The following is a 20,595-nucleotide window of genomic DNA, read 5'->3' as shown; positions in this document are numbered from 1 at the left end:
TCCATCAATCATCCCCGCCCCGGATGGCGGCGTTTCTGAGAGCAAGAGGTCGTTTTATGTCAATTCTTAAAGGGTATCGGGTACTTGACTGTTCAATTGCGATGGCCGGGCCGTTTGCGGCGCTGCGCATGGGGGATATGGGCGCCGATGTGATTAAAGTCGAGCCGACCTCCGGCGAATGGCAACGCCACACGTCGGCCGGCGCCGCATTTGGAAACGTCATCAACACGTCGTTTCTGTCCCTGAACCGTAACAAGCGCAGCCTGGCCGTGAACCTGAAAGATGAAGAGGGCAAGGCGCTGTTGTATAAGCTGGTTAAAACAGCGGATGTCTTTATTCAAAACTATCGCCCGGGTGTCGCTGCGCGTCTGGGCGTGGACTATGAAACCCTGAAAAAAATAAAACCGGATTTAGTGTATGTTTCAATGTCCGGCTACGGGGAAACCGGTCCCTATTCAAAACGCCCGGGCCAGGATTTACTGTTGCAGTCGCTCAGCGGCGCCATGCTCAGTACCGGTGCGGCCGGTACCCCGCCCCAACCTTCCGGCCAGTACGTGGTCGACGCCATTACCGCGTATACCGCATTTGAAGGGGCGCTGGCGGCGCTCCTTCACCGTGAACGTACCGGCGAAGGCCAGTTGGTCCAGGTCAACATGCTGGATGCGATCATCGCCAACCAGATGCAGGAAATGACCGTATTCACGCAGGGCCGCAAACCGCAGCGCCGCAGCGAAGAACCGCACGGGCACTGTTATATCCGCGCGCCGTATGGTGTGTTTAAAACGGCCGACAGCTATATCACCCTGGTGACGCCGCACCTGCCCACGCTCGGCAAAATCCTCGACGTGCCTGAATTCGACACCATGGAAGATGAAGTCGACGGGCATACATTGCCTCAGCGCGATTTCATTTTCCGGGTGACCCGCGAAAAACTGCGGGAGCGCACCACCAAAGAATGGCGGGCCGCTTTTGATGCGGAAGGACTGTGGAGCAGTGAGGTCTACGGTTATGAAGACGTGGTGCAAGATCCGCAGGTCATTCACAACGAAACCTTCGTCGAATACGACCATCCGAGCGAAGGGAAAGTGAAGACGCCGGGCTTCGCCATTAAATTCAGCAAAACCCCCTCTTCCATCTATCGCCCGACGCCGTTTGTCGGCCAGCATACGGATGAAATCCTGGCCGAACTGGGCTTCACTGAGCAGCAAATCGCCGCCCTGAAGGAAACCGGCACGGTCATCCGCACCAATGGAGAGAAAATCGATGGCTGAGTTCGACTTTGAAATTGATCCCAACGTGCAGTTTACGTTGGCGGACAGCGTCGCCATTATCGCGCTGAATCGCCCGGAAAAACTGAACGCCGTCACCCCCGCCATGTCGGTCGCCATCACGAAACTTGCTTCATGGTGTAACGAAGCGCCTGACGTCCGCGTGGTGGTACTGACGGCAAACGGCCCTAAAGCCTTCTGCTGCGGCAGCGATATCAAAGAGCTGGATTCTTACCCGTCTCCGTGGATCCACCGTATGAAACACGATCACTGCGACGCGATGGCGGAAATCACCAAACCCACGATCTGCGCGATTAACGGTTACGCCCTCGGGGGCGGCCTGGAGCTGGCTTTGTGCTGTGATATCCGCGTCAGCACCCGTAATGCCCTTTTTGGCGCGCCGGAAATCAAGTTGGGCTGGGTCGGCGGCGGCGGTATGGCGGTGTACCTGAATAAAACCATCGGCGCGTCCCGCGCGTCGCGCATGCTTTACACCGGCGATCCGGTTGACGCCGCCACCGGGCTGGCATGGGGCATCGTTGATGAATTGTTTGAATCGGCCGAAGCGATGATGGCGTCGGTGAAAGCGCTGGCCTCCACTATTGCGTCACGCCCGCCGATTGCGGCCCAGACGGCGAAGCTGAACATGCGCGCCGCGGTCAATATGCCGCTCGACCAGGCTGTTCGCTACGAGCGCGACCTGCGTACCCTATGCTTTTACACCGACGATGCACGGGAAGGTAAAGCCGCGTTTAAAGAAAAACGCACGCCGCATTTCAAAGGGGAATAACGCCTCACTATCCGGTGTCCGTGTTTAGCGGACCCCCTTTACAGCTGAACATCTTATTATCAAACACCCTAATCATCTTTGGTGATGAGGAATAACTATAGCCACAGAACAGGGGAAAACCCTATGAGTCACGCAAAACATCCATCTATGAAAGGGGTAGCAGCCGCCTCCCTGGTCGGCTCTGCGCTGGAATGGTTTGATTATTTCCTTTACGGCACGGCGGCAGCGCTGGTTTTTAATGAAATCATGTTCCCCAAGGGGCATGCAGTTGTGTCTACGTTATTGGCCTTCTCCACACTTGCCCTCGGATTTTTCGTCCGCCCCTTTGGCGCCGTCTATTTTGGCCAATTGGGGGATAAAATCGGCCGGAAAAAAGTGCTGGTGATTACATTATTAATAATGGGGATTGCGACCACGCTGATTGGTTTTGTGCCGACCTATGATTCCGTGGGCCTTTGGGCTCCGGCGATGCTCGTGACCTTGCGGCTGATTCAGGGTTTTGGCGCGGGAGCGGAGTTTGGCGGCGCGGCTATCCTCAGCGCGGAAAGCGCACCACCGCATCGCCGGGGATTTTATTCGTCTTTCCCGGGAGTGGGCGTATATATCGGTCTGTTGCTATCGGCAGGTACGTTTGCTGTACTCACCCAACTGCCAAAAGAGATATTTTTAGCCTGGGCATGGCGGGTGCCGTTTTTGTTCAGCTCTGTGCTGGTGGTCATTGCACTGTTAATTCGTATGAAGGTTTCCGAAACATCAGCGTTTGAGAAACTGTCGACAACCGAGGCCGTCAGCAAGAGCCCGCTGCGTGATCTTGTCCGCACTGAGCGCAGGAGCCTGCTTGTGGTCGCCGGCTCCCAGGTGGCGCAGAGCGGCGTAAGTTATGTCTATCAGACTTTTGTCATTACCTATATCGTCGGCACCCTGCATATGGCATCGTCCGTGGGGCCGATAGCGGTTGCCATCGCGGCAGGCGTAGCCATGTGCACCACGCCGATGTTCGGCGCGATGTCTGACCGGTTTGGGCGCCGCGCCATCTACATGTTCGGCGCCGTTTTTTCAGCTGTCTTCGCCTTCCCCTTTTTCTGGCTGGTGAATACCGGGACCACCTGGGGAGTCATCATCGCCATGACGCTCGGTGTCGGTGTCGGCGTTGCCGCCATGCTCGGCACCCAGGGATCGTTTTTCTCGGAAGTTTTCCCATCGAAAGTGCGCTTTAGCGGATTGTCCCTTGGTCGCGAAATCAGCGCATCCTTGTCAGGCGGCATCGCGCCCTTAGCCGCCGTCGTCCTGTCCAGCATGGCGGGTGGCGCGTCCTGGCCTGTCGCCTGCCTGGCCGTTGCCATGAGTTTGGTTACCGTTGTCGCCGTGGCCTGTGCGCCTGAAACGCATAAATTGGATCTCACTGAATTTACCGATAGTGGAAGCCATGCGCCAGATAATGAAGTCCACGCCGTGGACGCGCGCTATGAGCAGGCCCGGCATTGAAAAAAATTCACATCCGGGTCTCTTCATTACGGCGCCTCACGGCGCCGTATTCATACTTATTAGCCAGCGGCATAGTGCCGGGCATAGTGCCGGCATAGTGCCGCCATTGAACTCCCTGGGCGCCGCTGGAATCCATCGGCCACTGACCGATCACCCCAGCCGTTGAAGCGCGAGTTCCACAAACCGGCGCAGCTTGGCCGTCATGCGCCGGTCGGCCAGATGAACGAGAGCCAGCGGCCATGCCGGCGTGGCGGTATCGCGCAGCAGCCTGACCAGACGCCCCGCGGCCAGGTCAGCGGCTATTTCGAAATCCGCCAGCAGCGCCACGCCTAAACCCTCCCGCGCCGCCGACAACAATGCGGCGCCGTTATCGGCGACCAAGCGGCCCGATACCTGGACTGGCGGCATGCCGGCGAATTGCCAGCGGTTGCGCGGCGCGCCCTCCCGGAACAGCAGACACGCATGTTGTGCCAGGTCAGCGGGGGTTAGCGGTACGCCATGCTTCGCCAGATAATCGGGCGCGGCACAAACCTGCCTGAAGCAAGGGCGCAGTGACCGCGCAATCAACCCGCTATCCGGCAGGTCGCCGAATCGGAATGCGGCCTCTATGCCCTCCTCGGTCAGGTCAACGATCCGGTCGGTTAGCCGCAGGTCGACCTCCACGTCCGGGTAGAGCCTAAGGTAATCGTGAATGAGCGGCGTGACGACATGGGTGCCGAACGACACAGTGGCGCTAACCCGCAAGCGCCCGGTGGGGCTGCCATGGCGTTCCCGCGCCGCATCTTCCGCCGTCTCGACGCGGGCGAGCACGTCTAAACAGTCGGCGAGGAAGGCCTGTCCCACCTCCGTCAGGTTTTGCCGGCGGGTGGTGCGCTGGATAAGCCTGGTTCCGAGCCGGCGTTCCAAATCCTGAATATGATTCGCCACCATGGTGGGGGACAACCCGCAGACCTTGGCTGCCGCGCTAAAGCTGCCCTTTTGCGCCACGCGGACAAACACGGCCATGCTCTCAAGTCGGTCCATTTCACACTCCTGGTTGGGTCTGTTCGCAGAATTAAGCGGATTATCCAAATGAAAGTGCTCAATTATAGTTCTTGTCTGGGGATTCCGGCGCGGTTGCGCCGATAAATCGTATGAGTAAGACAGCGCAAGGAGAAATGACATGGGCAGGCTTGAGCATAAGGTGGCGTTGATCACGGGCGGCGCGCGCGGACAAGGCGAGGCGGAAGCGCGTTTATTTGTTCAGGAGGGCGCGCGCGTATTCCTTTGCGACGTGCTGGAGGAGGAAGGCCAGGCGCGCGCCGCAGAGATGGGGGCGGGTGCCAGCTTTGCGCGCCTTGACGTGACTGATGCCGGCGCCTGGCAGCGGGTGGTGGCCGAGATCGAGGCACGGACAGGCCGGCTCGACATTCTTATTAACAACGCCGGCGCCAATGTTCGCCATGCCCTCACCCATACGACGCGGGAGGAATGGGAGCGCATGTTGAACGTCAACCTTACCGGGCAGTTTCTCGGCATACAGGCGTGCGCACCCCTGATGAAGCACGGCGGCGGCGGCAGTATTGTCAACCTGGGATCCACCGCCGGCATTATGGGCCATCCGGTCGCTGGCTATTCCACGTCAAAGTGGGGCGTGCGCGGCCTGACCAAATCGGCGGCGATCGAGCTCGCCCCCGCCAACATCCGTGTTAACGCGCTCCATCCCGGCGTCATAGCCACGCCGATGATGGACCCGGCCGGTCCGCTATTTCGCGCGCTGGTCGAGCTGACACCGCTGGGCCGCGCGGGCCGTCCCGAGGAGATGGCAGAAGTGGTTCTGTTTCTCGCCAGCGATGCCGCCAGCTTTATCACCGGCATCGATCTCGCCGCCGATGGCGGCTTCAGCGAACTGGGCACTTACGGCGCGGTGTGGAAGCACCTCCACGCCGCAACCTGACGGACTTTATGGCGCGTTCCATATCAAGCACCGCCGGCATATAGAGGAACGTCCAATGGCGATTGACCACCTACGCCGTTATTTGCTGGCGTGCGCAGACGCCGACCCGGGCCGCGCATCCGCCGCCATTAAGGACAGGTTATTTCCCTTAGCCGATATCGGTTGACTGCGACAGCGCCTGCCATTCGTGCGCGCTGCGGCGAAGCTCGTCTGCGCGCGCCATCAGCGTCTCGAAGGCGTTCGTCCCCGCAGCCCATCGCACCGGCGGCGTTTTATCTTCGGCAAGCCTGACCACGGCCTGGCCAAATTTAACCGGATCTCCGTCCTGGTTATGGTTCGTATTGGCGAGGGCCCCGCGCTTGGCTTGACTCGACTGTTGATAATCATCAACCACGCGATCGCCGAACCTGACCGAGGTTGACTCGAGAAAATCAGTGCGAAAAGGACCCGGATGGATGCAGGTTGCCCTGATCCCGAAAGGTTCAAGTTCGATGCTCAGGGATTCGGACCAGCCCGCGACGGCAAACTTCGTCGCGCAGTAAATAGATGCGCCGTCGAATCCGGTGATGCCGCAGGTCGAAGAGACGGTAATAACATGGCCGGAACGTTGTGCCCGCATTAAGGGCAGCACTGCCCGCGTGACATTGAACACACCGAACCAGCGAGGCGCGGAGGTGGCAAAGCTTGCGCATTTGCGGCAGCGGCCCTTGCCGTCCGCCATCACGCTGGGGGATGGCGGGGCCAAACCCGGCCGAGTCTACAGCCGGCGTTTAATTTTAACCAGCGCGTCAACCAGGCGGTGCCTATCCGCGTCGCTAAGATGGGGCGCATGCAGCAAATTATACATTTCCGCCTTATCCGCTTCACTGAAACCACCGGCGAGCAACCGCTGGCCGATCGAATTGAGTATCACCTTGTCCTGGTCGGCGATGGCCCCTCTGACCTCATCAAGGCTTCTCGGTTGCCATGACGGTTCAGGGCTGGATAACCAGTCAGCCAGATAACGGTATTGAATAGCCTTGGCCACATCCATCTGAGCCTGGATAAAGGGCAGCACAGACTGCGGATCCAGGCCCATGGCCTTGGCATCTTCCTGGGCCGAAGCCACCACCTTCCGTTCCCGCGCCAGGTCTTCTACGGGCAAGTGATGCTCCGCCTTGTAACCGGCGACATCTTTCATCACCAACAGGCGCTGGTTTATGGCGGACGACAGATGAGGAACCGTCACAGTCGACACCGAGCTGGCGAATACCGCCCCGGCCATGAAAAATGATGATAAAAGCAAAACGATATGGTGCATTTCATTCCTCCCCTGCGACACTTAAGCAAAACAAAAGCATACAACAGAAACAATACCGTACAGTGACAATAGGGGATAATACCTTGACTTTATTGTCGTCTGGTTGCGCTTTGCCGCCAGGGCTGCCCCCGGACGGCGATCGCACGGCCCGTCGCGCCCCAAGATCAGCCCGTCCGCAGGCATTGCCCAAACAGCGTCAATGCGTCTACCTACTAGGGATTATGGCAACACGCTAAAAGATGCATGTATAATGCATCATAAATTTTCCCTCTCTCTAAGGTGTTACCATGCAGTATCGCGATCAGGCCCTTGGCTCTCTTGCTATAACCATTCCGCGCGCCACCCGGCTATTCCGTGAGTACGGTTTGGATTTTTGCTGTGGGGGCAAACAGACCCTGTTGCGGGCCGCCGAAAAACAACTCCTGGACATTGAACTGATTGAAACGCAACTGGCGGCGTTGATGGAGCAGCCCGGTGAAACCCGACCCTGTCAGGACAGCGCCTTGACTGAACTGATTGATCATATCCTGGCGCGCTATCATCAGCGCCACCGGGAACAATTGCCGGAACTGATTTTGATGGCGGAAAAAGTAGAACGGGTACATCGGGATAAACCGGCATGCCCGCGTGGGCTGGCCCGGCAATTGACCCTACTCTGCCGGGATTTGGGGGATCATATGATGAAAGAGGAGCAGGTGCTGTTCCCGATGATTAAGCAGGGAATGGGCGTCCATGCGGCCGGGCCGATTTCCGTCATGGAGCTTGAGCATGACGATGCCGGGCGGCAGCTTGAAATCATCAGTGAATTGACCCATAACGGGACGGCGCCGGCCATGGCTTGTACGACCTGGCGCGCGCTTTATGCAGGCATTAATGAATTTACCGATGATTTAATGGAACATGTTAACCTGGAAAATAATCTGCTGTTTCCCCGGGCGCTGCGCGGAGAATAACACCCTAATCCCGCTGAAGACGGCCACTAGCGGATCGGTAATTCCGGCGGGATAGCGGCTTTATCCGTCTTCACCCGGTTCGATAGCATGACGCCGGAAATGATCACCACAGCGCCGACCCACTGCGCCAGGCCGGCCGGTTCCTTCAGCACAAATACCGACAGGAATACTGTAATAAAGGGGACTAAATTGATAAAAGAGGCCGCTTTGGTCGCCCCGATTTCGTCGATGCCTTGATTAAAGAATAAATAAGCCAGCACCGAGCCGCCGATCGACATAAAAATTATCGAGGCAATACTGATAAGGGTGATCCCCCTCCCGGGATAACAAAATGCCACCTGATGATACGCATCAATGAATACCCAAGGTAAAAAAGCCAGGCTGCCGTAGAAGAACAGGAAAAACATCCGCACCATGCCCGGGATGGGAATGTGCCATTTTTTGATTAACACATTATAAACGCCAAAACATAAGGTACTGATTAACAGCATAATATCGCCATAATTGTAGGATGAATCCTGCACACTATGCCAATTGCCGCCGCTGATGGTAATCGCCACCCCCAGGTAGGCAACAATCAATCCCAGCAGTTGCCAGGGTTTAACGCGCTCCATGCCGGATAAAGACGCCATCAGCAGCGTAATCAGCGGGATGGTCGCCTCGATAATGCCGGCATTGAATGCGCTGCTGATATTCAGGCCGTTAAAGTAAAAGTAATAACATAAGGTCACGCCAAAAACAGCCGTGACCAGCATGCGCATATGGGTCACCCAGTTGATATGCAGCAGCTGTTTTTTATTATCAATTAAAATAAAGATGATCGCCGCGGCCAGGAAAAAACGGACAAAGGTGACGAACGAAGGAATAAATACCGCCAGGGCATATTTACCCGCTATTGCCGAACCACCCCAAAAAAAGGCGGAAAGGGATAATGTAATATAGACTTTCATGCGCATGTTATTTGGTCCCATAAAACATGAACAGCTTCTTCATGTTCTCTTCCAGCCGTGCAATATAGTTATATTCAGCCCGCAGCAAACGATCGGAGAGGGTGTCCTGGCAGGATAATTCGCTAATCAGGCCCATGACAAACTCCACCGTATCGCCCTGAATCGTGCTGACGTGCTGATCGAAGGCCTTCTCCAGATGGGAGTAACCGGTGATGCCGCAGTAAAATTGCGTCACTTTTATTGCATCGCGAATCTCGCGCAGCATACGGTCTTCGAGGCGGATAATCTCATAGCGGTCGATTATCCGGCGGATGAAAGCGTAGAGCGTGGCCACTTTGTCATCCTTGAAATGATAATTCTCCACATCCCAGGGCACGTGCCGTTCGTGTACCCGCGTCTGGTGATTAAGACGAATACCGGGCAGCGTTTCGGCGCGCGAGGCAATATTCCATAACGACGCCAGCCCGACGCCGTACAAAAACAGCACGCTATTTTGTATTTGCCGCAGCGTCACGTCCTGGAAAAAGGTAATGCAGCCGTTGGTAGACCCGGTCATGCCAAGGGATTTGAGGTAGTGGTAAACCTTACTTGATTCGGAGGGGACGATTTTTTTATTATACAAATCAAGCTGTTCATTATCACCGGCCTCCAGGCCCAAATAGGTGCTGATAAGACCGACGCTTCTTAGACGCAGCAGCAGATCCCGATCCCTGGGTTTGTTGATGTCAACGCTGTCGGCGCGGATAAAGGCGTCCAACGGCAAGGTTAACGATCGCCGCTCCATCTCGTCGCAAAATTCCTCGATCCAGGCGCGGTTTTCTCTGGCCGGCGTCACAAAGGTGGCATCAAAGATATGCAGGTATCCCCGGGTTTGCTTGACCAGCGGTTGCATTGCCGCCATTTCTTTGACGACATTGGCGGGCGAGCGCGCCCGGATGCCCGTAGACTCATTGCCCAGGAAACGCTGCGCGTTGCAAAATACGCACGGGTAAGGACAGCCGCGTTTCATTAAAATGCCGGTTTTGACCGGCCTGGCGGTACGCACGCTTTTCAGCGCAATATCATGGGCCGCGAAACACAGGCCATCGAGATGATTATTCGCCGCCCGGTTGGCGTTAATACGGCACTCGCCGGTCGCCCGGTCCCGCCAGGTGATGCCGGCGACATCGTTAAGCGGAAAGCCGTTGCTGAGGGCGTCGACCATGCGGTGGAAGGTAATCTCCCCTTCTCCCCGGCAAATGGCGTCGATGGACGGATAGGCCGACAGAATGCCGACATCCTCATACGAAACATGCTCGCCGCCCAGGACGATAAAAGGTTTGGGATCGGCAAACAGCGCCAGCCGCTGGCTTATCCTCAACGCCGAATGCAGGGTGGCGTAATTCACGCTAAAGCCGATCAGGGCAAATTTTTCCTGGGCGATCAGCTGGGCCATAGCGCTTTCCGTTAAACCGTCCACCCGCAAATCGTACAGCTCCACGCTATGCCCGCTCGGCCGTAGCTGGGCGGCAATCAGCGCCAGCGCCAGGTTTTCATATTGATCATACAGTTCGCGCATCCCCACGGTTTCCGTCTGCGGATTGATCAGAGCGATCCTCATGCCACCTCCCCTATGGAACAGCAATAAAATGCCATCAAGCCATACCCGCGCAAACGCATTACTCTTCTATACGGCTCACTAATAGGGATATTATGTAATGATATTTACCGGGCTTGATAGGATAGGAAGGGACAAGATGCGTATAAATCATGCCAAAAAAGGTCACCATGTCGTGGCGGTAGCCTACGACCGGCTGCGAACCTTCGAGTTTGGCTGCGTGGTGGAATTTTTTGCCGTGGCGCGCCCGGAACTGAACGTCGACTGGTACCGCTTTACGGTTTGTACCGCTGATAAGCACCTGATCCATGCCGTCGGCGGTATCCGCATGGAGATAGAAGCCGATCTCGATGTGCTGGCCACGGCGGATACGATCATCATACCGGCCTGGCGGGATATCAATGAAACCCCTTCGGAACGCCTGTTGCAAAGCCTGCGTGACGCCTACCGGCGCGGCGCGCGCATTTGCAGCATCTGTACCGGGGTATTTGTGCTGGCGGCGGCCGGCCTGCTGCACGGCAAAAGCGTCACCACCCATTGGCATCACGCCAGGCTGCTGGCGCAACGTTATCCCGATACCATCGTCTTGCCCTCGGCGCTGTATGTTGATCAGGGGCAAATCATGACTTCGGCCGGATCGGCGGCCGGGCTGGATATGCTGATGCATCTGGTCAAGAACGACTATGGCCACCGTGTCGCCAATATGGTGGCGCAGCGTCTGGTGATCCCTTTTCACCGGGAAGGGAGCCAACAGCAGTTAATCAAAACCAAAGTGGTGGAAAAAGGGGAAAACCGCATTGCCTCCCTGGTTGACTGGCTGCGGGGCAACCTGATACTGACCCATACGGTTTCCTCGCTGGCAAAACGCGCCATGATGTCCGAGCGGACGCTGCAACGCCATTTCCAGGAAGCCATGGGACTGCCCGTGATGCAATGGCTGGCGCAGTGCCGGTTGGATTATGCCAGGGAGCTGTTGAGCAGCGGGTCGCTGTCCATCGCGCGCATAGCCGAAGTCTCCGGCCACAGCTCGGAGGCCACGTTTCGCCATCAGTTCAGGCTGCATGAAACGATTTCGCCGACCCAGTTTCGCCGCCAATGCCGGCAAAAATACGGCGCGGCGTCCGCGCATCCCCCGCAATCAGGCGAAGATTTGCCGCGGTAAAACAGGCTGCGCCGGCAGCGATGGGGGGAATGTCGCTATTTCATCAGCCGGCGCCGCTTTACCTGAAGCCATTGAATCCTGCCGACACCGGCAATCTTGTCGCGTATTGCGCGGCGTGGGAAATCAGTAGATCATGCCCTCGCCGAATGCCCCTTCCACCATACATATCCGCGCGGCGAAACCGGCGCCCCGGCGCAGGCTTTCCGCCAGCGTGTCACCCGCGGCATGGGCCAGCAGGAACGCGGTGATAAAAGCGTCTCCGGCGCCAAGGGTATCCACCGGCGTGATCATCTCCGGCGCCTGGCTGAACCAGCGGCTGCCGTCGAACAGCAAAGCGCCCTCGGCTCCGCGGGTGGCGATCGGCAGGCGGCAGCCCGCATGCCGGGCCGCGGCAAGCACTTCCCGGGTTTCCCCCAGGCTGCGGTCCGCGCAGGAGAAAAAGCCGTAATCCAGCCAGCGACACAGCGGCAACGCCCGCTCAATTTCAAAATCATCTGAAAAATCATAGGATAAACGGCCAGGCAGCATGCCAAGCGCCGGCAACAGGGCGTCGGCATAGCTGTAGGCGCTGGTATGCACCAGCGTAAACTGGCCTAGCCAGGACATATCCTCCAGGGCAAAATCCATGGCTATTTTTTGACGGATGCCGCCGGCGTTGGAGCCGAGAAAGCGGCGCTCCCCCTGTTCGATGGTCAGGCTGGCATGGCCATTTTCGCCGGCCGCCACCAGGCAGCGGGAAATGTCCACTCCCCTCGCCGCCAGCACGCGGCGGATATGCTCCGCCGCCCGATCGTCGCCAAAGACGCCCAGATAGGCGGCCTCGGCCGACAGCAGCCGGGCGTATACGCTGAAGTTAAGCGCGTTCCCTCCGGGATAACCGATGCCGGTATGGGTATAGCGGTCGATAACGTTATCGCCTAGTCCGAGTACTTTCATCATGTCGTCCCTCAGTAGGGCACCTGTCCCATATACCGCCGCGTCTCCAACGGATGCCGCCGCTCATTGGCCAACGCGGCACGGTATTCGCACATCACGCTGTAAAACAGTATCGGGTTAAAATAGTCCACCACGCTTACCGGCATCACGCCCAGGCCCAGTTCCCGGGCATCGATAATTTCCACCTTATCGCCATACCGGCCCAGGAAGGCATGCGCCCGTTCGTCCAGCGCCCGGGTGCGGCCTTCGTTCATCATCAAAATCCAAGGCGTATTGGCATCCGTCACTTCAAACGGACCGTGGAAATACTCGCCGCTGTGGATGGACGCCGCGTTAAGCCACTGCATTTCCATCAGCGAGCAGATGGCAAAGCCATAGGCATGGCCGTAGGACGCTCCGCTGGAAAGAATATAAAAAAGCGACTCCTGCGCATAGCGTTTGGCAAACGCTGCGCTGCGCGCCTGGACCTGACGACGGGCCCGGGCGATAACCCCGTCGATCTGCTCCATGCCGGCCAGGAAATCGGCATAGCCGTCGAAGCCTTCGGTCTGCTGCAACGCCTCGACGCACAGGCTCAGAATCAGCGCCATCGGATTATTGATAACCTGGCTGTCATCGCCCCAGGCATACAGCAGATTGCTGTCGGAGAAATCGATCAGGCCTGCCCGCTCGTTATGGGTCAGGGTGACGGTGGCGCTGCCCCGGCGCTGGGCCAGCTCCGCCGCCGCCACCGACTCGGGGGTATCGCCGCCGTGGGAGCAGACAATCGTCAGCGATTGCCTGCCCAGCGTCTTCGGCGCGGCATGGACAAACTCATTGGCGGTCATCATATAGCTGTGCAGGGTGGTGGATTCGCTATTAAGAAAATAATTAGCCGGGTACATATCCACCAGCGAACCGCCGCAGGCCACCAGGAACACCTGGCGCAGCCCGCCCTGCGGGCGGAAACGCTGTTCAATAAGGGAAGAAATAATTGCTGCAGTATTCATAAATTAGTCGCCATACACATTGAAATTAAAATATTTTTTCGCCAGCTGATCATAGGTGCCGTCGCTGCGGATCGCCGCAATGGCGCCGTTGAGCTGCGCCAGCAGCTTGTCGTCCTGCTTACGCACGCCTATACCGGTGCCGGGGCCAAAAATGACATCGTCTTTTACCTGCGGATCAACCAGGCTGAAATTCTTGCCCTGGGGTTTGTTCAACAGCGCGTCGGTCACCACCGTCGCATCATCCAGGGTCGCGTCCAAACGTCCGACCACCAAATCGGCATAGACCGCTTCCGCGCTGGGGTAGGAAACCAGCTCGACCCCCTGATCCTGCCAATGTTTCTTGGCATAGGCCTCGAATACCGACCCCTGCTGCACGCCCAGGCGCTTGCCGCGCAGGGATTCGGCGGTCGGCTTGAGGCCGCTGTCTTTCGCGGCGATCAGATACGCCGGGGTATTGAATAATTTATCGGAGAAGTCGATGGCTTTTTTACGCTCATCGGTGATCGACAGCGAAGAAAGGATGGCGTCGAACTTGCGGGCATGCAGCGCCGGGATCAGGCCATCAAAGCTGTTTTCCACCCACACGCACTTAGCCTGGAGATGAGCGCAGATCGCATTGCCCAAATCAATGTCAAAGCCCTGCAGACTGCCATCCGCGGCTTTCGACTCAAACGGCGGAAAGGTGGCATCGGTGCCGAACCGGATTTGTTGCTGGGCTGATGCCTGGCAGGTGAGCCCCGCCAAAGCCAGGCCGAGGGATAACAGGGCAAGCGTTTTTTTCATCATTTACTCCTGATAAATATACCATAAAATAGACCATACAAGATATACGCCTGCGCCGTGAGATACGCAATTCATTTTTCTGTTTTATGCCGGCCTGACGGGTCGTGATGGCGTGATGGTCTGCTTAATGCCGGCCCTTTATCGCGCGGCGCCGATGAATTTCCGATGACGGAACAACGGCTGAGCGGCTATACTGGCCCCATTGCCCCAGTGTAATCCGGACTAAAAAACAGACCATGAGCGAGCCGAGCGAAGGTAAGCGCCGTCCACGCCGGGCCTATCTGCAGGCCAGGCAGGCATTGCTGAATTTATTGAGCACCCCTGAGTTCAACGATGGCGATCAGATCCCGGCGGAACGGGATCTGGCGGCCCAGTTGGGCATCAGCAGAATGACGCTGCGCAAAATCATTGATGAACTGGTCGCGAGCGGCGTGCTGGAGCGGCGCGGCAACCAGGGCACCTGGCTGACCCATACCACCATAGAGCGCCCGCTGACCCAGGCGATTGAACTGGGTATCAGCAAGATCACCGAGCTTAATGGCGCGGTGCCGGGAAGCAGGCTGATTTATTTCCAGGATACCCAGGCCAGTTCCCGCCTCGCCGCGCTGCTGAAAATCAGCGCCGGCGATCCGCTGGTGATGATTAAACGCCTGCGGCTGGCCGATAGCGAGCCGTTCTGCCTGGAAACCAGCTACCTCCCCCGCGCCATAATCCCGGATCTGACGGCGGAGATGCTGGAGCAGAATGGTTCGCTGTACCGGCTGCTGGCGGAGCGGTATCACATTTTCGGCGTGTCCGACGAGGGCACTATCCGGGTCGGCATCATGAATGAAGAAGAGCAGGCGTTACTGAACGCGCCGCCGGACAGCCCGGCGCTGGTATACCGGGGCGTGATCGCCGACCGTTTTCAGCAGCCGGTGGAATATCTGGTGTCGGTGAATCATCCTCAGCGGGTGTCGTTTCGCATTAGCCACCGCTAGGCCGCCGGGCGCTTGGAAAACGCGGATAACCGCGCCGTGATAAGTGCCGCCGTCATGCCTATTTAGCGCTATGGGCGTTATTACCTGGATTCTGCAGCCACGCGTTAAACCTGTTGAATACGCCCCCGACTGCTTTAAGGGATTTTATAGCCAGTTTTTTTCCCATTCCGGTTGGCCGGAAAAGCGGTCGGCAAGAAAATCTATCAGCGCCCGGGACTTCTGAGCCAAATATTTTGCCGGGGGATAAACAGCGTAAAGGCCCAGGGGCGGAGCTTCATAATGTCCAAGTACGGGCATGACCTGCCCGTTTTGTAGCGCCTCGCCCGCCACGAAAGCGGGCAGACGGGCAATGCCCATTCCTTCGGTGGCCGCGCGCAGGCAAACTTCCGCATTTGAGAACTTCATTTTCCCTCTGACCGAATGAACATGTAACTGTTGGTTATCATCCAGAAAAGGCCAGAGAAACGGATCGCGAAAATTGGTGTCCAGAATACAGTTATGATCGGCTAGTTCCCCCCAATGCGAGGGAGTGCCGTGATCGTTGAGGTAGTCTCTTGATGCCACCATGACGATACGGATATCACAGAGCTTACGGGCGATGAGACTGCTGTCATCAAGGTTGCCTATACGTAAAGTCAGATCGAAGCCCTCATTGACAACATTCACCAGCCGGTCAGAAAAACTGACATCAAGCTCTATGTCGGGGTAACGGCGGGCAAAAGCGATCAGCGGAGCGGTAAGCTGAGTGGAGCCGAAAGTGACGGGGGCCGACAGCTTCAGCTGGCCGGAGAGACCTTTAGATGCGTTGAGTAAATCTTCATTCAGCGCATCATATTCCGCCAGCAAAGGGCGGATCCGCTCGTAATACGCCAGTCCTAATTCAGTAGGCTGCAGCGAGCGGGTGCTGCGCCTGAACAGAGTAACCGCAAGCGCCTTCTCAAGCCGTGAAATCAGTTTAGAGGCCTGCCCATGGCTGGTAGACAGCCGCTGTGCCGCGGCCGTAAAACTGCCCGTCTCGATCACCGCGATAAACATACGATCACAGTCCAGTCTTTCCATTTTGATTCCGGCAACAAGGCTATCGGTGCGTCACCATAGCAAACAAAGGCCCACGAGGGGATAAGAACAGATAGAATGATGATTATATAAAGTGCTTTATCCAGGCCGTCGGTTCAGGTCATCAGGCGGGGATAAACCTGCCCAGCCTGATTTATATTTTCTTCTGATATCCGTCAAAAATGAAAAAGCAGCCTGAGTCAACGCGATGAATAAACGCGCTGATGACCTGATAATTTCCATTTTGGAACAAAACTTACTCTGAATGATGGGATAATATCCATAATGGAAATAAGGTATCTTCCTCACATCAACCGACTGAGAGGAACTTACCATGACCGACACTCGTACCGCACCTTATGCCGCCCTGATCATGCGCCTGGCGCTGGGTATCTTGTTTCTGGCCCATTTTAGCCTGAAATTTTTTGTGTTTACGCCCGCGGGAACGGCCAAATTTTTCGCCTCGCTCGGCCTGCCCGGCGGTCTTGCCTATATTACCATGGCGGTGGAACTGGTGGGAGCCATCGCACTGATTCTGGGCGTGTATACCCGCGTAGTGGCGGTGATCCTAATCCCTATACTACTGGGCGCGATTTTTACCGTTCACGGACCCGCCGGCTTTTTCTTCACCAACCCTAATGGCGGGTGGGAGTTTCCCGCCTTCTGGATTATCGGGCTGATCGTTCTGGCGCTCACCGGCGATGGTAAATATGCGCTTAAACCAACCCTGAATAAGCGTTAAGGGGAACCCGCATGCTTGTTAATGGAAAATGGACCGCCGAATGGCATCCCGTACAGGCAAAAGATGAGAAAGGCGGATTTGTTCGTCAGGCTTCCAGTTTTCGTCATTGGGTCACCCCCGAGGGGTTGCCGGGCATTACGGGTGACGGCGGTTTCAAGGCCGAGCCGGGGCGCTACCATCTGTACGTGGCGCTGATTTGTCCGTGGGCTTCACGTACCTTAATAGCCAGAAAATTGAAAGGACTGGAGGATGTGGTTAGCCTATCAGTCGTTGAACCCTGGCTTCTTGACGAGGGCTGGCACTTTGGTGATTATCCGGGAGCCAACCGCGATGATCTCAATCAGGTGGAATGGCTGCATCAACTCTATACGCGTGCCGATGCTAACTATACTGGCCGCGCCACCGTGCCGGTGCTGTGGGATAAAAAGAGCCGAACCATTGTCAGTAATGAATCCGCTGATATCGTCCGTATGTTTAACAGCGGCTTCGGGACGCTGGCTGGTTCCGATATCGATCTCTATCCGCCTGAATTTCAGGCGGAGATCGATTTATTAAATGCGGAAATCTATCCGGCGCTGAATAATGGCGTTTACCGGGCTGGATTTGCCACCTCGCAAATCAGCTATCAGGAAGCCTGCAATGATGTTTTCGGTATGCTTGACGCATTGGAGAAACGCCTGAGCGACGGGCGTGTTTATCTCACGGGGGATAAGATGACCGAGGCGGATATCCGGCTGTTCGTGACACTGATTCGATTCGACGCCGCTTACCACGGTTTATTTAAATGTAATATCCGCCAGCTTAGGCAATACCAGTTTCTTTTCGCGTTTACCCGGCGCCTATTGCAGGTACCGGGCATAAACGAAACCGTTAACATGGATCATATCAAACAGGGATATTATTCCATCAAAGCGCTGAATCCCAATGGCATCGTGCCGATGGGGCCAGACTTGCGCGATTATGGTTTTAACGAGGACGAGCTGAAATGAAAAAATTAGTTGTTCTGCTACATGGTGTCGGCAGCTCGGGGGCGGGTATGCAGGGAGTGGCACAGCTTTTACGCCAATTACTGCCTGACGTTATTGTCTCCACGCCCGATGGCACGTCTTCCTTTGCCGGTGGTAACGCCGGTTATCAATGGTTCAGCGTGCAAGACATTACAGAAAATTCTCGGCCACGTCGTATCGCGGAGGCGCGCAGCGCGTTTGACGGGGTTTTAAGGGAGATATTCAGGCAGCATGACTTCGTGCCGGGCGAGGACCAGCTTATTCTCCTCGGTTTTTCCCAGGGCGCTATTATGGCCCTGGACGCATTGGTCACAAACCGGCTGCCACTGATTGCGGTTGTGGCTTTTTCCGGACGCTTATCTTCCCCTGAGCCCTGGAGCGGGCAAATACACGCAAAAGCGCTTCTTATCCATGGTACGTCGGATGCCGTAATACCCTGGCGGGAAAGCGAAAATGCCTGCGTCCGGCTGAGAGATGCGGGTATCGAGGTCGAAACGCTTTTCGAACCCGGGATATCACATACCCTTTCTATATCGGGTATAAAAAAAGCGGCTGAGTATATCGCCCGGCGCTTCAATTTAAACGGGTGATTTGTATTCCCCCAGTATGTCTGAAAACGTGCCGGACCCGCTCTTTTCTGCTAAGAAGCCTGTCAGAAAACGCAGTGTAGTTTGGCAATATTTTCAGGGAATATTGAGTTACAGGTAAGAAATCTTTAATGAAAATTCCGGTAAATAGCTTTATCAGAGACTAACGAGTTTGATGAAAACGCTTATACTTGTGTGCCATGAACAATACAACATTTGATACTGTTTTCGCGCTATGCTCACTTAAGGGCCCAGGGGATGAATACTTTTGAGTTTTCCATTAAATCCGAATCGATAAGCTTTCTCTGGCAAGGAGGGGATCGCGCGATAAAAATCCCGGCAGGTTATGCTCATGCCGCCAAAAACCTGTTTAAATCAGGAACGCTCACTGCCTATGACCTGGAAATGTTGATTTATCGCATTGAAGAGATTATTGAATCCGATAAAGACCTATTCCCCGTTAACGGCGGCGCGTTGTGCCAAGATGAATTAATGAAAGAGGTGAGTAGTATTTACTTTGATGGGTCTAACGTCATTTTACCATCAGAGATTGAAGCGGCGTTCAACACGCTGGCGGATAGGTTGTCCTATTCTGAAATTGTTATCTCCCCTGAAAAAACCCCCTGCCTTACGTATTTTGTCTTTATCAGGGAAATGACGCATCATTTCCACCTGGACAAAATAACCATACTATAAATTCATTTAAAGATTAATGCCGCCGCTGGATGGCCCCACGGCGGCATGTATAAAGTACACAAAGAGGTATCACGCTGGCACATAAAATTACGAGTGCAGTCAGCTCGATTTTTTCAATGTTTCAGAAAAAAGTTCACCGGAAATCGCCCAGTTGTCAGTTTTTACGTCATTGAAAATCACGTAAATATACTGGGGATCGACCTTGGCATGAGTGGCAATAGCGTCGGTGACTGCTTTAGCAATGGCCGGTTTAGCCTCATCACGGCCGGCAAACATCTGGATATTGACTACTGGCATAATTATTCCTCTCAACGATAAACCAGTCCCGGCGGGCCTGGCTGAAGTGAATGTGAAATGACAATAACCTGTTTATAAAAGTTTATAAAGGTGCTAAAAGTAGACGCAGTGTAGATAAAAAGAAGACAATCATCCGAAGGCATTCTGTTTCGATAACGCGATAAGCTCATCGATGATAAAACGAACGCTTGGCAACAAATGACGCGAGCGCGGCCAGATAATGCTCAACTGCGTAGGGCTGGGCGTCAGCTCCGGCAGGATAGACACTAACTCGCCCCGCGCGATATAGGGCCGTAGCAAAGATTCTGGAAACTGAATGATACCGGCGCCGGATACACAGGCGCCGACCATGGCGTCGCCGTCGCTGATTTGATGAAATGGCGTGGGATTAAATCTGACATCCTCGCCTTGCGCGTTCTTAATCAACCAGCTTAAGGGATTTCCCCCCCGCCATGCCATGATGCAGCGTTGCTGCTTGAGATCCGCAAAGTGCAACGGCGTACCGTAACGGGATAAGTATTCCGGGGATGCGGCGAGAACAAGATGCTGTTCATTGAGTTTTTTTGCCACCAGGTCCGCGCTGTCTTTTAAAGCGCCGAAACGGATAGCGAGATCGAAGCCGATTTCCACCGGATCGATGAGTTTATCATTAAACGTAATGGTGAGTTTTAAATGGGGAAACCGTTCAGCCATATCCAATAATATCGGCATCATCACGGAGCGGCCAAAGGCGGCGGGCATATCGATGCGAATGGTGCCACAAGGTTCGGTAAGCTTGGAGCGCAACGCGTTCTCAGCGGATTGCAGTGTTTCAAGCGCTATCCGGCAACTGGCCAGATAAGCTTCTCCTTCCGTGGTCAGACTGATTTTGCGCGTTGTGCGATGAAAGAGCGCCGTCCCCAGGTTTTGCTCCAGCAGGCTAATGCTTTTGCCGATCGCGGACTTTGAGATACCCAGGGACTCCGCTGCTTCGGTAAAACTTTGCGCATTGGCCGCGGTGACAAAATGAACAATACTCCGAAATGATTCTATTGAAACAGGGATGGGTATCATCAGTAAGGTAGACCTGTAAGCGGGTAAA

The 20,595-nt window shown here is 55.7% G+C and carries 22 protein-coding genes; 11 read left to right on the top strand and 11 right to left on the bottom strand.

What is annotated here, in order from left to right:
• The first annotated feature begins 56 nt into the window (after positions 1–56).
• The 3 genes from ABUK12_RS01175 (at position 57) to ABUK12_RS01165 (ending at position 3,543) form a co-directional block, all read left to right on the top strand.
• On the top strand, positions 57–1,271 hold the full coding sequence (locus ABUK12_RS01175; protein WP_410014567.1) for a CaiB/BaiF CoA transferase family protein: 1,215 nt from the start codon (positions 57–59) through the stop codon (positions 1,269–1,271).
• Entirely contained in the window at positions 1,264–2,058 is a 795-nt protein-coding gene (locus ABUK12_RS01170; RefSeq protein WP_410014566.1) for an enoyl-CoA hydratase/isomerase family protein, read from the top strand. Before ABUK12_RS01175 ends, ABUK12_RS01170 begins: the two co-directional genes overlap by 8 nt.
• Positions 2,059–2,181: 123 nt before the next feature.
• Positions 2,182–3,543 carry an MFS transporter gene (locus ABUK12_RS01165; protein WP_410014565.1) on the top strand — a complete coding sequence of 454 codons (1,362 nt, stop codon included), beginning with the start codon at positions 2,182–2,184 and terminating at the stop codon, positions 3,541–3,543.
• A gap of 150 nt (positions 3,544–3,693) precedes the next feature.
• Here ABUK12_RS01165 and ABUK12_RS01160 read toward each other — a convergent pair whose 3' ends face one another.
• The gene (locus ABUK12_RS01160) at positions 3,694–4,566 is read right to left on the bottom strand and encodes a LysR substrate-binding domain-containing protein (protein ID WP_410014564.1); all 873 of its coding nucleotides are present in this window, start codon (positions 4,564–4,566) and stop codon (positions 3,694–3,696) included.
• Between the two features lie 139 nt (positions 4,567–4,705).
• On the opposite strand from ABUK12_RS01160, the gene ABUK12_RS01155 reads away from it, so the two are divergent.
• A complete protein-coding gene (locus tag ABUK12_RS01155; RefSeq protein ID WP_410014563.1) occupies positions 4,706–5,479 on the top strand; it encodes an SDR family NAD(P)-dependent oxidoreductase in 774 nt (257 codons plus the stop codon).
• A gap of 148 nt (positions 5,480–5,627) precedes the next feature.
• On the opposite strand, the gene ABUK12_RS01150 is transcribed toward ABUK12_RS01155, so the two are convergent.
• A complete protein-coding gene (locus ABUK12_RS01150; RefSeq protein WP_410014562.1) occupies positions 5,628–6,200 on the bottom strand; it encodes an SDR family NAD(P)-dependent oxidoreductase in 573 nt (190 codons plus the stop codon).
• A 36-nt stretch (positions 6,201–6,236) separates the two neighbouring features.
• Positions 6,237–6,779, bottom strand: coding sequence for a chorismate mutase (locus ABUK12_RS01145; protein WP_410014561.1), 543 nt, complete (start codon positions 6,777–6,779; stop codon positions 6,237–6,239).
• A gap of 287 nt (positions 6,780–7,066) precedes the next feature.
• On the opposite strand from ABUK12_RS01145, the gene ytfE reads away from it, so the two are divergent.
• On the top strand, positions 7,067–7,732 hold the full coding sequence (gene ytfE, locus ABUK12_RS01140) for an iron-sulfur cluster repair protein YtfE (RefSeq protein WP_410014560.1): 666 nt from the start codon (positions 7,067–7,069) through the stop codon (positions 7,730–7,732).
• A 26-nt stretch (positions 7,733–7,758) separates the two neighbouring features.
• Here ytfE and ABUK12_RS01135 read toward each other — a convergent pair whose 3' ends face one another.
• Together ABUK12_RS01135 and ABUK12_RS01130 are read right to left on the bottom strand one after the other, a co-directional pair.
• On the bottom strand, positions 7,759–8,682 hold the full coding sequence (locus ABUK12_RS01135; protein WP_410014559.1) for a DMT family transporter: 924 nt from the start codon (positions 8,680–8,682) through the stop codon (positions 7,759–7,761).
• A 7-nt stretch (positions 8,683–8,689) separates the two neighbouring features.
• Positions 8,690–10,282 carry a B12-binding domain-containing radical SAM protein gene (locus ABUK12_RS01130; RefSeq protein WP_410014558.1) on the bottom strand — a complete coding sequence of 531 codons (1,593 nt, stop codon included), beginning with the start codon at positions 10,280–10,282 and terminating at the stop codon, positions 8,690–8,692.
• 136 nt (positions 10,283–10,418) lie between these two features.
• On the opposite strand from ABUK12_RS01130, the gene ftrA reads away from it, so the two are divergent.
• Complete coding sequence (ftrA, locus tag ABUK12_RS01125; RefSeq protein WP_410014557.1) at positions 10,419–11,441, top strand: transcriptional regulator FtrA; 1,023 nt, start codon at positions 10,419–10,421, stop codon at positions 11,439–11,441.
• Positions 11,442–11,564: 123 nt separating this feature from the next.
• On the opposite strand, the gene ABUK12_RS01120 is transcribed toward ftrA, so the two are convergent.
• Genes ABUK12_RS01120 through ABUK12_RS01110 form a run of 3 tightly spaced genes read right to left on the bottom strand, consistent with a single transcriptional unit; the run spans position 11,565 to position 14,149 of the window.
• Positions 11,565–12,377 carry a PfkB family carbohydrate kinase gene (locus ABUK12_RS01120; protein WP_410016788.1) on the bottom strand — a complete coding sequence of 271 codons (813 nt, stop codon included), beginning with the start codon at positions 12,375–12,377 and terminating at the stop codon, positions 11,565–11,567.
• A gap of 11 nt (positions 12,378–12,388) precedes the next feature.
• Complete coding sequence (locus ABUK12_RS01115) at positions 12,389–13,366, bottom strand: SIS domain-containing protein (protein WP_410014556.1); 978 nt, start codon at positions 13,364–13,366, stop codon at positions 12,389–12,391.
• A gap of 3 nt (positions 13,367–13,369) precedes the next feature.
• Positions 13,370–14,149 carry an ABC transporter substrate-binding protein gene (locus ABUK12_RS01110; protein WP_410016787.1) on the bottom strand — a complete coding sequence of 260 codons (780 nt, stop codon included), beginning with the start codon at positions 14,147–14,149 and terminating at the stop codon, positions 13,370–13,372.
• 236 nt (positions 14,150–14,385) lie between these two features.
• Between ABUK12_RS01110 and ABUK12_RS01105 the strand changes: the two genes are divergently transcribed.
• Positions 14,386–15,129: a GntR family transcriptional regulator gene (locus ABUK12_RS01105; protein ID WP_410014555.1), complete on the top strand. Its 744-nt coding sequence runs from the start codon at positions 14,386–14,388 to the stop codon at positions 15,127–15,129.
• 144 nt (positions 15,130–15,273) lie between these two features.
• Here ABUK12_RS01105 and ABUK12_RS01100 read toward each other — a convergent pair whose 3' ends face one another.
• Positions 15,274–16,188: a LysR substrate-binding domain-containing protein gene (locus tag ABUK12_RS01100; protein ID WP_410014554.1), complete on the bottom strand. Its 915-nt coding sequence runs from the start codon at positions 16,186–16,188 to the stop codon at positions 15,274–15,276.
• Between the two features lie 331 nt (positions 16,189–16,519).
• Here ABUK12_RS01100 and ABUK12_RS01095 point away from each other — a divergent pair, with 331 nt between their 5' ends.
• The 4 genes from ABUK12_RS01095 (at position 16,520) to ABUK12_RS01080 (ending at position 19,217) form a co-directional block, all read left to right on the top strand.
• Entirely contained in the window at positions 16,520–16,927 is a 408-nt protein-coding gene (locus ABUK12_RS01095) for a DoxX family protein (RefSeq protein WP_410014553.1), read from the top strand.
• Between the two features lie 11 nt (positions 16,928–16,938).
• Positions 16,939–17,916, top strand: coding sequence for a glutathione S-transferase family protein (locus tag ABUK12_RS01090; protein ID WP_410014552.1), 978 nt, complete (start codon positions 16,939–16,941; stop codon positions 17,914–17,916).
• A complete protein-coding gene (locus ABUK12_RS01085) occupies positions 17,913–18,524 on the top strand; it encodes an alpha/beta hydrolase (RefSeq protein ID WP_410014551.1) in 612 nt (203 codons plus the stop codon). Before ABUK12_RS01090 ends, ABUK12_RS01085 begins: the two co-directional genes overlap by 4 nt.
• 255 nt (positions 18,525–18,779) lie before the next feature.
• Positions 18,780–19,217, top strand: a complete 438-nt coding sequence (locus ABUK12_RS01080; RefSeq protein WP_410014550.1) for a hypothetical protein — start codon at positions 18,780–18,782, stop codon at positions 19,215–19,217.
• A gap of 99 nt (positions 19,218–19,316) precedes the next feature.
• Here the strand turns inward: ABUK12_RS01080 and ABUK12_RS01075 are convergent, their stop codons facing one another.
• Together ABUK12_RS01075 and ABUK12_RS01070 are read right to left on the bottom strand one after the other, a co-directional pair.
• Positions 19,317–19,514: a tautomerase family protein gene (locus tag ABUK12_RS01075; RefSeq protein ID WP_410014549.1), complete on the bottom strand. Its 198-nt coding sequence runs from the start codon at positions 19,512–19,514 to the stop codon at positions 19,317–19,319.
• A gap of 129 nt (positions 19,515–19,643) precedes the next feature.
• Complete coding sequence (locus ABUK12_RS01070) at positions 19,644–20,567, bottom strand: LysR family transcriptional regulator (RefSeq protein WP_410014548.1); 924 nt, start codon at positions 20,565–20,567, stop codon at positions 19,644–19,646.
• Positions 20,568–20,595 lie beyond the last annotated feature (28 nt).

It is taken from the genome of Sodalis sp. C49 (assembly GCF_046352915.1).
Taxonomy (GTDB): Bacteria; Pseudomonadota; Gammaproteobacteria; order Enterobacterales; family Enterobacteriaceae; genus Acerihabitans.
Note: the sequence above shows the minus strand (reverse complement) of the source record. Positions and strands in the feature narration are given on the sequence as shown.

What these genes read in the sequence shown, in the direction of transcription:
- ABUK12_RS01120 (WP_410016788.1), bottom strand. Translation starts at nt 12,377, where the DNA reads ATGAAAGTACTCGGACTAGGCGATAACGTTATCGACCGCTATACCCAT.
- ABUK12_RS01160 (WP_410014564.1), bottom strand. Translation starts at nt 4,566, where the DNA reads ATGGACCGACTTGAGAGCATGGCCGTGTTTGTCCGCGTGGCGCAAAAG.
- ABUK12_RS01145 (WP_410014561.1), bottom strand. Translation starts at nt 6,779, where the DNA reads ATGCACCATATCGTTTTGCTTTTATCATCATTTTTCATGGCCGGGGCG.
- ABUK12_RS01105 (WP_410014555.1), top strand. Translation starts at nt 14,386, where the DNA reads ATGAGCGAGCCGAGCGAAGGTAAGCGCCGTCCACGCCGGGCCTATCTG.
- ABUK12_RS01070 (WP_410014548.1), bottom strand. Translation starts at nt 20,567, where the DNA reads ATGATACCCATCCCTGTTTCAATAGAATCATTTCGGAGTATTGTTCAT.
- ytfE (WP_410014560.1), top strand. Translation starts at nt 7,067, where the DNA reads ATGCAGTATCGCGATCAGGCCCTTGGCTCTCTTGCTATAACCATTCCG.
- ABUK12_RS01110 (WP_410016787.1), bottom strand. Translation starts at nt 14,149, where the DNA reads ATGAAAAAAACGCTTGCCCTGTTATCCCTCGGCCTGGCTTTGGCGGGG.
- ABUK12_RS01175 (WP_410014567.1), top strand. Translation starts at nt 57, where the DNA reads ATGTCAATTCTTAAAGGGTATCGGGTACTTGACTGTTCAATTGCGATG.
- ABUK12_RS01080 (WP_410014550.1), top strand. Translation starts at nt 18,780, where the DNA reads ATGAATACTTTTGAGTTTTCCATTAAATCCGAATCGATAAGCTTTCTC.
- ABUK12_RS01075 (WP_410014549.1), bottom strand. Translation starts at nt 19,514, where the DNA reads ATGCCAGTAGTCAATATCCAGATGTTTGCCGGCCGTGATGAGGCTAAA.
- ABUK12_RS01095 (WP_410014553.1), top strand. Translation starts at nt 16,520, where the DNA reads ATGACCGACACTCGTACCGCACCTTATGCCGCCCTGATCATGCGCCTG.
- ABUK12_RS01085 (WP_410014551.1), top strand. Translation starts at nt 17,913, where the DNA reads ATGAAAAAATTAGTTGTTCTGCTACATGGTGTCGGCAGCTCGGGGGCG.
- ABUK12_RS01135 (WP_410014559.1), bottom strand. Translation starts at nt 8,682, where the DNA reads ATGAAAGTCTATATTACATTATCCCTTTCCGCCTTTTTTTGGGGTGGT.
- ABUK12_RS01165 (WP_410014565.1), top strand. Translation starts at nt 2,182, where the DNA reads ATGAGTCACGCAAAACATCCATCTATGAAAGGGGTAGCAGCCGCCTCC.
- ABUK12_RS01100 (WP_410014554.1), bottom strand. Translation starts at nt 16,188, where the DNA reads ATGGAAAGACTGGACTGTGATCGTATGTTTATCGCGGTGATCGAGACG.
- ABUK12_RS01155 (WP_410014563.1), top strand. Translation starts at nt 4,706, where the DNA reads ATGGGCAGGCTTGAGCATAAGGTGGCGTTGATCACGGGCGGCGCGCGC.
- ABUK12_RS01115 (WP_410014556.1), bottom strand. Translation starts at nt 13,366, where the DNA reads ATGAATACTGCAGCAATTATTTCTTCCCTTATTGAACAGCGTTTCCGC.
- ABUK12_RS01150 (WP_410014562.1), bottom strand. Translation starts at nt 6,200, where the DNA reads ATGGCGGACGGCAAGGGCCGCTGCCGCAAATGCGCAAGCTTTGCCACC.
- ABUK12_RS01090 (WP_410014552.1), top strand. Translation starts at nt 16,939, where the DNA reads ATGCTTGTTAATGGAAAATGGACCGCCGAATGGCATCCCGTACAGGCA.
- ABUK12_RS01130 (WP_410014558.1), bottom strand. Translation starts at nt 10,282, where the DNA reads ATGAGGATCGCTCTGATCAATCCGCAGACGGAAACCGTGGGGATGCGC.
- ftrA (WP_410014557.1), top strand. Translation starts at nt 10,419, where the DNA reads ATGCGTATAAATCATGCCAAAAAAGGTCACCATGTCGTGGCGGTAGCC.
- ABUK12_RS01170 (WP_410014566.1), top strand. Translation starts at nt 1,264, where the DNA reads ATGGCTGAGTTCGACTTTGAAATTGATCCCAACGTGCAGTTTACGTTG.